Raw genomic sequence first — 12,561 nt, forward strand, 5'->3', positions numbered from 1 at the left:
CATCGCCGCTAAGGAGACATTATGTCAGCCGGATTTGAGGATTTCACCCGTGCGGTGACGCGGGGCGCCACCCGCGACGCCCCTGCCGCGCGCAGCATTGAGCGTTTTGCAGTGCTGGGCGGCGGACCGGATGCCCGCCTTTTGGCAGCGCTGTGTCTGGCTGAAGGGGCCGATGTCACACTGTTTTCGGCCTATGGAGCCGAGCTTTCGCTGCTGACCCAATCTTCGGGCATTGGTATCAGGGGTGACGGTCCTGTGGGCACCTATCAGGTGAACCGGGACGGGCCATCGGTGCAAACAACAGCGGAACTGGATGCCGCTGTTCGGGACGCACAGGTGATCTTTCTGACCGGACCCGTTCACAAGCAGCGTACCTATGCCATGGTTCTGGCTGATCACCTGAGTGACGGCCAGGTTTTGGTACTGGCCCCCGGGCGGTCTCTGGGCGGTGTCGAAGCCGCCTGGATGCTGCGCATCGGGGGGTGTCGGGCGGATGTGACGCTGGTTGAAATTCTGGGTTTGCCCTACTGGTTCAGCGCCGAAGGTGCTGGGCTGACCCTGTCCACAGCCGCACCAATGGCGGCGGCAACGCTGCCACGCGGCCGCAACAACATCCTTGAAGCTCTGAACCGCTTTCTGCCGAACCTTCACCCGGTGGATTCTGTCCTGGCTTCCGGATTTCGTGACCTGTCCGCGTCCGTGGAAATACCTGCCCTGACCCTTGGGGGGCAGGGAATGGGCAACGGCGGCCCCGACGTTCCGATGGGGGGCGTTCCGCTGCAGGCAAACCAGACTTTTGCCTCTCTCATCGGCACCGATCAGATCGCCGTCATCGAAGGATTGGCCGAGGAACGGAGACAGGTCGCGGCTGCATTTGGAGTCCGAAACCTGCCGGAAACGTCGGACTGGATCGCCACCTTTGCCGGGGCTGAAAGGGGGTCGGGTTCCCGGCCTGTGCCGGATCGACAGGCCGCACGCCACCTGATGCGTGACGGTGTGCTTGGCTCGCTGGTCCCGCTGGTGTCTGCTGCAAGGTTGGCCGGTCAGCCCGTTCCTTTGACAGAGAGTCTGATCACCATGACAGACCGTATTCTTGGCGCTGACGTCGCGGCGGCAGGGCGCCGGCTTGAAACCATCGGAGTAACCGCAGGCGATGTCGATCAGGCGCGTCGTATCTTTGACACTATTGCCACTGGAGCCTCGTGATGGACGCAGATTTGAAATCCATCGCCGCCGCGCGGCGCGCTGCCGAAACGGCGTTCGAAGCTTACCGGGCCTTTCTTGGGACCGATCCGGCACAGGTGGATGCCATCGTGGACGCCATGGCCCGCGCCATTGAACCCGAGGCTGAACGGCTGGGGCGGCTGGCGGTCGAGGAAACCGGATACGGCAATGTCCCGGACAAACGGATCAAGAACCTTTTCAACGCGTTGTCAGTTGCGGACTATTTGCGGGATGTAACGACTTTGGGCCTGTTGTGGCGGGATGATGCCACAAAGGTCGCGGCCTTTGGGGAACCGATGGGCGTGGTGGCGGCCCTTATTCCGGTCACCAACCCGACCTCAACCATCATCTACAAAGTGCTGTCAGCAGTGAAAGCGGGCAACGCAATTGTCTGCGCACCCCATCCGCGAGGCGTGGGGTGCGGAATCGAAACCGTCCGCATCATGGCGCGCGTGGCCGAACAGATGGGTGCACCCAAGGGGCTGATCCAATGCCTGGATGCAGTGACCATTCAGGGCACGGCCGAGTTGATGAAGCACCGCCGTACGTCGGTTGTTATGGCGACAGGTGGCCCGGCTATGGTCAAGGCCGCCTATTCCAGCGGCAAGCCGACATTGGCGGTCGGGGCGGGCAACGTGCCGTGTTATGTGCACAAATCGAAGGCGCGCGATCTGGCGGAAGTGGCCGAAATGATCGTCACATCGAAAAGCTTTGACTACGGCACTGCCTGTGTTAGCGAACAGGCCGTGGTGGCCGACCCGGAAATATCCCGTGACCTGCGGCATGAACTCAAGCTGAAGGGAGCTTATTTCTGCACCCCGGCCGAGGCGGATCGACTGGCGAAAGTGATTTTCAAGGGTGCGCGGGCAATGGACCCCGATAGGGTCGGGCAAAGCCCGCAGGCCCTGGCCGATGCCGCCGGTTTCTCGATTCCGCCGCGCATCCGTTGTCTGGTCTCTGAAGAAACCGAAGTGGGTTGGCAACGCCCGCTATCGGCGGAAAAACTGAACCCGGTGCTGGCTTTCTACGAGGCGAAATCCACCGACCACGGCATCGAACTGGCGCAGTCCATCGCGCGGTTCGAAGGTTGGGGACATTCTTCGGTCATCCATTCGGACGACCCCGAGGTTGTCGCCCGGTTTGCCACCGTACCCACGGGACGTGTGCTGGTCAACACGCCGGGGATCATGGGTGGCATGGGCTATTCCACAGATCTGGAGCCGTCTTTCATGCTGGGCACTGGCACGTGGTCGGGGTCGATCACGTCGGACAACGTGACGGCCCTGCATCTCATCAACATCAAGCGGGTCGCTTATGAAAGCAGACCCTGGCGCGACATTTACGAGGAGTATGGCGCATGAGCGAGATCACGATCCGGGCGCTGATGCAGATCGACAACCTGCAACCGAAATTCGCGGCCTACAACGGCGCGACGGTGCAGGGTTCGGTGCCTTTGTCCGGGGACACAGTGCTGATCGGAGAGTTTGCACCGGGCAACGGGGTGTTTTCGCTGATTGATCGCGCGCTCAAGGCGTCTTCGGTAGAGGCAACAACGCAGATGGTGGAACGAGAGTTCGGGTTTTTTATCCTGCGCTCACCTTCAAATGCCGAGGTGTCTGCGGCCCGCGATGCGATGCTGGCCGAACTTGGGGCTTCGATGTCGGACCGTCTGAAACCCGCAATCAGTTCGACTCAGATCATCACAAGCGTTGAACCTTATCAGGCGCAATTGCTGAACAAATGGCGCAAGGGCGCCCTCATCGTTCCCGGACAAACACTGGGGATCGTCGAATGCGCGCCAGCCGCCTACATCTCGATCGCCGCGAACGAGGCGGAGAAGGCAGCCGAGATCGACATCGTCGAAGTGCGCGCCGTGGGCCGGTTTGGCCGCCTGTTCATCTCGGGGTCGGAAAACTCGGTCAAAACCGCCGTCGAAGCGGCAACCCGCGCCATCGAGGCGGTGGACGGGCAGGCAGGCTGATGGCTGCTTCGCGGGTCATAGGCTCGGACGCAGTCGAGGACGCGCGCCGAAGTGGCAGGATCGTGTTCGAAGTTCTGCCCGGCGACATCGTCACGGCGCTGGCCCGGGAAACGGCGGAGCGCATCGGCATCACCCTGGTGGACGGACCGCTGGAGCGGCCACAGGCACCACGTACAGATGGCGCCGTTTCGATGCGCCGCGTGCTCTATCGTCGTTCACCCAAATGGGTTGCGCCTGCGCGGGCACCGCGCAAGGCCCGCAGGCTGGGCAAGCTGGCGCTGATCGGTGCAGGCGGCGTTGGTGGCAATATCGCACATCTGGCAGCGATGGCGGATATCGCGGATGAAATCGCCCTGATCGACATTGCTCCGGGTCTGGCAGCTTCGACAGCGCTGGACCTCAATCACACATCCGGCATCACTGGTGCCCGTGTCCGATGCGTCGGAGGGGAATCTCTGGATCTGGTGGCAGGTGCCGAGGTGGTCGTCGTAACCGCCGGGCGCGCACGCCGCCCGGGCATGACCCGTGCTGACCTGATAGATGTGAACGCGCGTGTGATGCGCCAGTCGGCAGAAGCGATCCGTTCAGCCGCACCAAACGCCATCGTGATTGTCGTAACAAATCCTCTGGATGAAATGACGGTCGAGATGCTGCGGGCCACAGGCTTCGCGCGCGAACAGGTTCTGGGCATGGCGGGAACACTGGACAGCAGCCGGTTCCGCAACGCACTTGCCTTGGCCGCGGGGGTCTCTCCCGCTGATGTCGAGGCCTTTACCCTTGGCAGTCACGGTGACGAAATGGCGCCGATCCCCAGCCGCGCCCGGATCAAGGGGCGGGCGCTTGAGGTCTTTCTGTCACCGGATCAAATTGAAGCATGCGTACAGGACGCGATCACAGGCGGCGGGCAGGTCGTCGCGCTCAAGAAATCCGGTTCGGCGACGATTGCCCCGGCCCATGCCTCGATTGAACTGATCGATCACATCAGGGGCGCTCGGTCCGGTCCGGTTCCGGTGTCTGTGATGTTGCAGGGCGAATATGGAATTGATGGCGTGGTGCTGGGCGTGCCCGCACATCTTGGCGCCAGTGGACTGGTCGAGGTCGAGGAACTGCGCCTGACGGACCAGGAACAGGCAGGGCTGCAAGAAGCAGCTGATGCGATCCGGCTGAGGCTGGGTCTGTGACCCTTCGGTCGTGGAAGTTCGGCGGGCGGTTTGAAGAGGTCGCATCGTATTCCCGCGCAAAGCGGATCGGACCATTTGTCTGGGTCGCAGGGACGACCGCGATTGAACCAACAGGGCGTATTCATGCGCCGGGCGATGTGGGCGCGCAAACACGGTATATCCTGTCCCGTACCGAAGACGCGCTTAAGGCTGTCGGGGCAGAGTTGCGCCATGTGGGCCGGGTGCGCGCATACCTGACCGATCTGTCAAAAGCGGGTGAATTCGCGCGTGTGCACGGAGAGTTTTTCAAGGGTATCGATCCGGTTCTGACCGCTGTTCAGGCAGGCCTGACCCAACCCGGTCTGATGGTGGAAATCGATGTGGACGCCGTGATCCACGATGAAAGCGGTAAAATCGGCGGATTCTGAACATGAGTTTTCAAGAAAGGATTTGATCGATCCATCTTCTTGTGTACTGTATACAGAATACAAGAACGGCATAATGAGACACAGGGAGCAAAACTGATGATCAAGACAGCGCTACTTAGCGGAACATGCATCGCGCTCATGGCCTCGACGGCCGGAGCAGAAATTAAGGTTGGGTTTATTGGGTCGCTTTCCTCGGACACCGGGCTGTCGACCTTTCGCGGGGCAGAAGTCGCGATTGAGGAGCTTAACGCCAATGGCGGCGTGATGGGCGAGCAGATCACACTGGTCTCTGCCGATACCGGGCAGGATCCGACCGAAGGCGTGCGCGCTTATGAATACCTGGCCGAGACCGAAGAGGTTGATTTCATCATATCGGGCTCGATCGACGATGTGTCGCTTGGCTGGCTGCCCCGGATGCAGGAATACCGCATTCCGACGCTGGACACCTGGACATCCTATATCGGCATCATCGACATGGTGGTCGAAGATCCCGAGGGCATGGCGCCCTATTTCATGAACATCGCCTCGGACGAGGCGTTGGCCACGCTTTACATCAATTTCGGCGCGGATGTCCTGAAGGAAAAGATGGGCTGGGATTCCGTTGTCATTCTGGCCGAGGACACCGCCTTTGGCGAAGCGATCACCGGACTTGTGACCGAAGCGCTTGCACCGGTCGCCGGGATCGAGGTCAAGGATATCATTACGTATGATGTGGCCACTGTCGATTTCGCGCCGATCTTCAGCCGTGCGCAGGATACAGGGGCCGACTTCATCTATCAGGTTTCGTCCGTTAACTCTCAGGTTGTGTCGTCGCAATATGTGAAATTGCAAGTGCCGATGGCGATGACGGGCGTCAACGTATCCGCGCTGGGAATGGAGTATTGGGAAGACACGGGCGGCGCCGGCGGCGGCATTTCGACCCTGTCCCCGATCCCTTCGGTTGGGTTCAGGCTGGATCCGGCAAGCCAGGCTTTTGTCGACACCTATCAGGCCAAGTATGACAGCCGCCCGCTGCTGCCGCATTTCAACGGGTTCAACGCCTATCACGGTCTTAAGCAGGCCATGGCTGCTGCCGAAGAGGCTGGCGGTTTCGACAATGTCGAAGGCTGGGCCGATGCGATGAAGAAGCAGGATCTGGTCCTGGAGATGGATGGTCAACTGTGGTTGCGCTATGCCTTCTGGGGCGATGATGAGGTCGAACCCGTGACCGGCCGTACCTATCCGCACAATATCCGCTTTGATCTGTCAGAGCCGTTTGATGACGCCGCACCGTCCATGGTTGTCGTGCAGTGGTACGAGGACGGAACCGCCGCTGTTGTGTACCCAGAGAAATACGCGACGGGCGAGTTTACCCTGCCAAGCTGGGTCAAAAACTGATCCTGTCGTCCACATAGCTTGAACCGGGCGCGCGACAGCGTGCGCCCGCAGCCAGGGATACCTCAATGTTGCAGATACTGATCCAGGGGCTTTTGCTCAGTGGTCTCTATGCGCTTATCGCAATGGGTTTCACGCTGATCTTCAGCATAGGGCGAGTTCTGAATCTGGCGTATGGCGCCTATCTGATGGTCGGTGGGTACATCTACTTCTGGGTATCGCAAACGCTGGGGATGCCCAAGCTCATGGGCGTTGTCGTGGCCGCCGCACTGGGCGTTCTGATGGGTATTCTGAAGTACCGCCTGATCGTGAAGACGCTCAAAGGTGATCATGTGGCGGTCGAAATATCGACGCTGATCCTTGCGGTCGTGATACAGGCCGGGATCGTTTTGGTCTTTGGCGACAGCAGTAAGATCCTGCTGCCCATCGTGCCCGGAGTGATCAACGTTGCCGGAGCGTCCGTCACCTACAACATCCTGATTGCTACGCTCATCAGTTGGGCCATTCTTCTGGGTCTATACGCGTTCGTGCGGCTCACCCACACCGGGCGGGCAATGCAGGCGGTTTCGATGGACGCCAAGGGGGCTGCTATCTCGGGGATCGACCCGGACCGGATCAACCTGATCACCTGGGGCATCTCGGGGGCATTGGGGGCACTTGGGGGTGTGTTCTTCGCCAGTTACACGCAGCTTTCGCCATCCATGTGGGTCGCCCCGCTGATCATCTCGGTGGCCGTTGTCATCGTGGGCGGAATTGGGTCGATCATCGGGACCTTGGTTGTCGCACACATCGTCGGCTTTCTTGAAGTCATCGTGGTGGCGACCCTTGCGCCCGAGTTGCGCGGTGTCTTCACCATGCTGCTGATCATTGGTGTTCTGGTGACCCGCCCGCAGGGCCTGTTTGGCCGTGAGGAGTTATAAAGATGGGGCTGCGCTGGTTTCACTTTGCCCTCTGGGGTGGTCTGATTGCGGGGATGTTCCTGTTGCCTCAGGTCGTTTCCAACGGAACACTGCGTACGATGATCTTTGCCAACTACTTGGCGATCTTCGCGATCAGTTGGGACGTGCTGTCCGGGCGGACAGGATACGTGAGCTTTGGCCACCCTTTCCTAATCGGCATCGGAGCGTACACGACCGCCATTCTGACCAAACGGTTTGATGTGCCGGTTGAAATCTCGATCCCGGTCGCGGTGCTGGTCACCATGGCAGCCGGACTGCTGGTGCTGCTGCCTGCGTTGCGTATTCGCGGAAGCTATTTCGCACTGGTTACACTGGCCTTCATGGAGCTGCTGTATCAGCTGGTGCAGGTGATCCGCCCGGACCTGACCGGCGGTACACGGGGGATGTCGGGTATCCAGACCCTGACGCGGGGCGCAGCAAACGGGTACTACCTGTCGACGGCCCTGATGCTGAGCGTCGCCGTCAGCATGTGGCTGCTGATGAAAACCCGGCTGGGCACAGCGCTGGCAGCGATCGGCATGAACGAGGAAAGCGTGCGCGGCTCCGGGCTCAGCACCACCCGGCTGAAAGCGTTTGCCTTTTTGACCAGCGCGTTTATCGCAGGGCTGGGCGGGGCTTTCTATGTGCACTATCTGGGATCACTGGCCCCGCGTGCGCTGTTTGACATCAACTTCCTGTTTACCATCATCGTTGCCGCACTGCTGGGCGGTACATCGACCATCATTGGGCCGATGATCGGCGCATTCTTCATGACCTTCCTGCTGGAATACCTGCGGCCGGTCCTGCCGGGGGCCGAGCGGTATTTTGTCTACGGTGCCATCGCGCTGATCCTCTACATGTACCAACCCAAAGGGCTGGTGGAACTGGTGCGGCGCGGATTCACCCGGCTGCGGAAAGGGGGTGTGGCGTGACTGTGGCACTGGACGTTTCCCATCTGATCAAACGCTTTGGCGGGCTGGTGGCCACGAATGGTCTGTCCTTTTCCCTCAAAGAAGGGGAATCGCTGGGTCTGATCGGTCCGAACGGGGCGGGCAAGACCACCGTGTTCAGCCAGATCATGGGCGAACTGCGACAGAACAGCGGCACGATCGAACTTTTCGGGCAGGAGATATCGGCCCTGCCCACGTCCCGGCGCATTCGGGCGGGCGTCAGCCGCACGTATCAAATCCCGCGGCCCTTCGGCGACATGAACGTGGCCGAGAATATCCGCGTGGGCCTGATGCCTGACAACATCTGGCGCATGATCACCAAATCCCCTGACACGGATCGGGAACGGGAACTGGCCTTGAGCGTCGGCTTCACCGAGGCTGACCTGCAACGGACACCATCCGAACTGGCCATGGGCGATCTGCGCAAGCTGGAAATGGCGCGCACCATGGCCACCGCGCCGCGTGTGATGCTGCTGGACGAGGTGTTTGCCGGTTTGACGGTGGGGGAAATCGCGCAGATCTCGGACCTCATCCAGTCGATGCGCAAGGACGGCATGACTTTTCTGATCGTCAGCCACGATCTGCCCGCGCTTGAACCCCTGATCGACCGTGCCATTGCAATTGAGCGGGGAACGATGATCGCCGAAGGCACATTCACCGAAGTGATGAATGACAAGGCCGTGCAGGCCTCGTATCTGGGGGGGGGCTGATGTCCTATCTGGAAATCGAAAACCTGTCCGCATTCTACGGCAAGGCGCAGGCGCTGACAGACATCTCGATCACGGTCCAGCCGGGCGAGATCGTTGCTGTCGTCGGTCCGAACGGTGCGGGTAAGTCCACCCTGCTGGACAGCATAATGGGGATGGTCAGAACGGAAGGCGATATCCGGCTGCGCGGCCACAGTCTTGCAGGCCGATCACCGGCCGAAATCGTGCGCCACGGCGTCGGCTACGCGCCCGAACGGTTCAACCTGTTTCCCTACATGTCGGTGCGCGACAACCTGATGGTGGGCGCCTATACTGCCCGCGAGGATATAGAAAGCAATCTGGACATGGTCCACAAGCTGTTCCCACGGCTGGCCGAGCGGGAAGGGCAGGAAACCTCGACCCAGTCCGGCGGCGAACGGCAGATGGTGTCCTTCGGACGGGCCCTGATGACCAGCCCCGAGTTGCTGTTGGTCGATGAGCCAACAATCGGTCTGGCCCCGAAAATCTGCCTTGAGATCGCCGAGGTCGTGCGTCAGTTAAACAAGGAATACGGCCTGACCGTGGTCATCACCGAACAAAACGCCAACTTCGCCCTGTCGCTGGCCAGCCAAATTTACGTGCTCGAGTCCGGCCGCATGCAAACGTCCGGCACTGCGGACGAACTGCGGAACGACAAAAGGCTGCTCGAAGCGTATTTCGGCGGGCACTGAATCCGATCGGTTCAGTTTTGCGTGCCGTCTCGGCGACAATTCCTCAGAACTACCACACACGACCTGGGTTTTGGTGTTGTCTGCTGCACGGGTTCTGTACCAAATGGGGCGGGTACCGGCGCTCGGGCGTCTAGAACACCCGAGTAGGCGCGGTACAGAAGGATGGGACCAATACATGTCGGAAGAGTTCACGGCTGCAGAAAAGCGCAGGCTTGAAAAACGAGTTCGTGCTGAACGGGTCATGGGCGATAACGGCCATCTGTTCGACCATCCGGTACCCGCTGAACTTCTCACGCCGTATTCCAATGGTGACAATACCGAGCTTGAGCAGATCCGCGTACAAAGGAAATATATCAATCGTGCCAACAACATCCGAAGGTGCTGGAACAGGTTTCAGCTTTACCTTCCCGAGTTGATGTACCCCGAAGAACCGCAGGACATATTCGAGATGTCGACGGCGCATGGCGGTATGCTCGAGGTTGCCCGGCACTTTGGCCATACCGTTTTGGGAAGTGACTTTCCCAATATGCTCAACAACAAACAAACTGAACTGGCATCCACGCATCGTCGCCTGAACGACGAGACGTTTGTCTGCGAAACCGACAATCACGGCATTCAGATCCCCAAAGACCACAAGGTACACGACTGGCCCTATCGCCCGATTATCGAAGCAATCGATATTCCAATGACGCTGTTTGACGCCGGGCGCACGCCCTATCCATTGGCGGACAAATCAAAGGATGTGCTGATTTGCATGCAGTCGATCGAACATTATTGCCACCCTCAGGACTGGATGCTGATACTGGACGAGTTCTGCCGCATCACCCGAAAGACGATCCTGATCATGCTCAACCCCGTGATCGGTCATTTCGCCAATGATCCGTTTTACACAGAGTGCTTCGAGAAAGCCCGACACGATCTGCATATGTATCGTCGAAATGGGTTCCGGACCACATCGTGTCATATCCAGTGGTCGCAGGTGCTTGTGTTCAAAATCACGGCCGTCTGAGAAAAAAGACCTGCAAGGCTGTCACTGACATGCCTGTAAAATCAATACAGGACGTTGAGCATGAACAGAGACACGAACAGGAACAGGACTGTCATGACCCCGCCGGATCGCACGAAATCCATGACCTTGTAGCCTGCTGGACCCATGATCAGGGCATTCACCTGATGGGTCGGAATGATGAAGCTGTTCGAGGTCGATATGGCAACGGTCAGCGCAAAGACCCCCGGATTGCCCCCTGCGGCAACCGCGATTGAAACCGCAAGGGGCACAAGCAAGACGGTTGCCCCGACATTCGACATTACCAGCGAAAAAGCTGTGGCCAGTATTGCCACCCCAGCCTGAAGCGCCCAAATGGGCCAGCCGTCCAGAATGGTCATGATCTGCTGCGCAATCCATGCGGCCGTCCCGGTATTCTGCACGGCCTGACCAAGTGGAATGAGACAGGCAAGAAGGAAAACGGTGTTCCACCCAACTGCGCGATATGCCTCGTCCACACTCAACACGCGGGTCAGCATCATGCCGGCCGCTCCGGTCAGCAGGCATAGTGACAGCCGGACGTCGGTGAACAGGATCAGCGACAAGGAAATGGCAAAAAAGGCAAGCGCCCAACCGACCTTTTGCGGCCGCAATTCGTCTTGCGGAAAGTCCGTGGTCACAACGACAAAATCCGGATCGCGCTTGATCCGCATCAGGTTGTCCCATCGGGTATGGGCGACCAGCATGTCACCGGCGTGAAATGCTTCAAGGCCGATCTGGGTTGATGCGTGATCATCCGTCTCGACATGGCTGAGCGTTTCTTCCCCGCGATGGATCGCCAGCAATGACATGCCATAGGTCTTGCGGAACAAAAGCTCGCGCGGGCATTTGCCGATCAGCTTGCTGTCCGGGGTCACGACAACTTCTGCGATCCCGGCATTGGTGGGTGCAAACTCTTCGACGAAGATATCCAGTTCGGGCAAAACGGTCAGACCGAACTTCTGCGCGAACTCCTCGACCACCCAGCGACGCCCGATGATGGCCAGCCGGCAAGGTGCGGCAATCTCGGCGGTCAGTACCTGCACCATCGAGGTTTTCCCGCGATAGAATGTCGAGATGATGTAAAGGTGGTTCTCGTGGTTGATATCGGCCAATATCTGCCCCACCAGGGGGCTGTCCTCGGGGACGATGACCTCAAAAACGTCTGCTTTGAGGCCGTAGACCCTTTGCAGATATTCTTGCGTGCCTTGCCCGGTCCCTGTTGCATCAGACGCGCCTTCAGTCGGCAGTACCCAGCGCCCGAGCAAAAGAAAATATGCGATACCCGTCAGGATCAGGGCCATGCCGATTGGAGTGACTGAAAAAAGTCCAAACGGTTCAATTTTCTGCCCTTCGGGCAACCCGTCATTGGCCGTCAGAATGAGGTCATTCAGCAAGATCAGTGGGGAAGAACCGACCATAGTCATGGTGCCGCCCAGAATGGCGCAAAAACCCATCGGCATCAGCAGTCGCGAAAGCGGAATGCCGGACCTTGAGGAAATTCGGCTGACAACCGGTAAAAACAAGGCCGCCGCGCCGACATTCTGCATGAAAGACGAGATCACTCCGACAGTGCCTGACACGATCGGCAAAACCCGGTTCTCGGCTGTGCCGCCGTATTTCAGGATGACGGCGGCCACTTTGTTCATGATGCCGGTCTTGTCCAATCCGGCACCGACAATCATGACCGCGATGATTGAAATAACGGCGTTGGACGCGAACCCGTCGAACAGTCGAGAGACATTTGCCAGGTTCTCCAGCCCGGGCGCATAACTGAGAAGGCCGACGATGACCAAAACCAGTATGGCGGAAAGGTCAATTCTTACGATTTCGGAAACAAACAGGAAAACGGTGAAGGCCAACAGGGCGCAAACCACACCCATCTCGAACGTAAAGGTTACTTGTTCCACAAAGTTCACCGGGAAATTGTATTTTGGTCTTTTGGGAACACTTAACTTATTGCGCCAGCCTTGTCATGAAGTTTCGCCAACTATGGCGGAAACGAAATAAAATTATGCCAGGAGCCCGAGCTTTGAACAAGTTGACACACTGCTTGCTCCAACCA

Annotated in this window: 12 protein-coding genes; 11 read left to right on the top strand and 1 reads right to left on the bottom strand. The window is 59.0% G+C overall.

Going from position 1 to position 12,561, the window contains the following annotated elements; translation table 11 throughout:
* The first annotated feature begins 21 nt into the window (after positions 1–21).
* The 11 genes from ACR3EQ_RS22755 to ACR3EQ_RS22805 all read left to right on the top strand — a co-directional run bounded on the left by ACR3EQ_RS22755 (position 22) and on the right by ACR3EQ_RS22805 (position 10,481).
* Positions 22–1,206 carry a hypothetical protein gene (locus ACR3EQ_RS22755; RefSeq protein WP_480492210.1) on the top strand — a complete coding sequence of 395 codons (1,185 nt, stop codon included), beginning with the start codon at positions 22–24 and terminating at the stop codon, positions 1,204–1,206.
* Complete coding sequence (locus ACR3EQ_RS22760) at positions 1,206–2,585, top strand: aldehyde dehydrogenase family protein (protein ID WP_480492212.1); 1,380 nt, start codon at positions 1,206–1,208, stop codon at positions 2,583–2,585. The genes ACR3EQ_RS22755 and ACR3EQ_RS22760 overlap by 1 nt, the downstream gene beginning before the upstream one ends.
* Positions 2,582–3,205: a BMC domain-containing protein gene (locus ACR3EQ_RS22765; RefSeq protein ID WP_170611731.1), complete on the top strand. Its 624-nt coding sequence runs from the start codon at positions 2,582–2,584 to the stop codon at positions 3,203–3,205. The genes ACR3EQ_RS22760 and ACR3EQ_RS22765 overlap by 4 nt, the downstream gene beginning before the upstream one ends.
* Positions 3,205–4,386 carry a malate dehydrogenase gene (locus ACR3EQ_RS22770; protein ID WP_170611733.1) on the top strand — a complete coding sequence of 394 codons (1,182 nt, stop codon included), beginning with the start codon at positions 3,205–3,207 and terminating at the stop codon, positions 4,384–4,386. The genes ACR3EQ_RS22765 and ACR3EQ_RS22770 overlap by 1 nt, the downstream gene beginning before the upstream one ends.
* On the top strand, positions 4,383–4,793 hold the full coding sequence (locus ACR3EQ_RS22775; protein WP_480492215.1) for a Rid family hydrolase: 411 nt from the start codon (positions 4,383–4,385) through the stop codon (positions 4,791–4,793). The genes ACR3EQ_RS22770 and ACR3EQ_RS22775 overlap by 4 nt, the downstream gene beginning before the upstream one ends.
* A 96-nt stretch (positions 4,794–4,889) precedes the next feature.
* Positions 4,890–6,170 carry an ABC transporter substrate-binding protein gene (locus ACR3EQ_RS22780; RefSeq protein WP_480492217.1) on the top strand — a complete coding sequence of 427 codons (1,281 nt, stop codon included), beginning with the start codon at positions 4,890–4,892 and terminating at the stop codon, positions 6,168–6,170.
* Between the two features lie 65 nt (positions 6,171–6,235).
* On the top strand, positions 6,236–7,087 hold the full coding sequence (locus ACR3EQ_RS22785) for a branched-chain amino acid ABC transporter permease (protein ID WP_170611739.1): 852 nt from the start codon (positions 6,236–6,238) through the stop codon (positions 7,085–7,087).
* Positions 7,088–7,089: 2 nt separating this feature from the next.
* Positions 7,090–8,037, top strand: coding sequence for a branched-chain amino acid ABC transporter permease (locus ACR3EQ_RS22790; protein ID WP_170611741.1), 948 nt, complete (start codon positions 7,090–7,092; stop codon positions 8,035–8,037).
* Positions 8,034–8,765, top strand: coding sequence for an ATP-binding cassette domain-containing protein (locus ACR3EQ_RS22795; protein ID WP_170611743.1), 732 nt, complete (start codon positions 8,034–8,036; stop codon positions 8,763–8,765). Before ACR3EQ_RS22790 ends, ACR3EQ_RS22795 begins: the two co-directional genes overlap by 4 nt.
* Complete coding sequence (locus ACR3EQ_RS22800) at positions 8,765–9,472, top strand: ABC transporter ATP-binding protein (RefSeq protein WP_170611745.1); 708 nt, start codon at positions 8,765–8,767, stop codon at positions 9,470–9,472. Before ACR3EQ_RS22795 ends, ACR3EQ_RS22800 begins: the two co-directional genes overlap by 1 nt.
* Positions 9,473–9,647: 175 nt before the next feature.
* Positions 9,648–10,481: a hypothetical protein gene (locus ACR3EQ_RS22805; protein WP_170611747.1), complete on the top strand. Its 834-nt coding sequence runs from the start codon at positions 9,648–9,650 to the stop codon at positions 10,479–10,481.
* A 41-nt stretch (positions 10,482–10,522) separates the two neighbouring features.
* Here ACR3EQ_RS22805 and ACR3EQ_RS22810 read toward each other — a convergent pair whose 3' ends face one another.
* Positions 10,523–12,379 (bottom strand): SLC13 family permease, encoded by a 1,857-nt coding sequence (locus tag ACR3EQ_RS22810; RefSeq protein ID WP_170611855.1) that lies wholly within the window; start codon positions 12,377–12,379, stop codon positions 10,523–10,525.
* Between the last annotated feature and the right edge of the window lie 182 nt (positions 12,380–12,561).

This window comes from Ruegeria sp. AN11, from assembly GCF_056536005.1.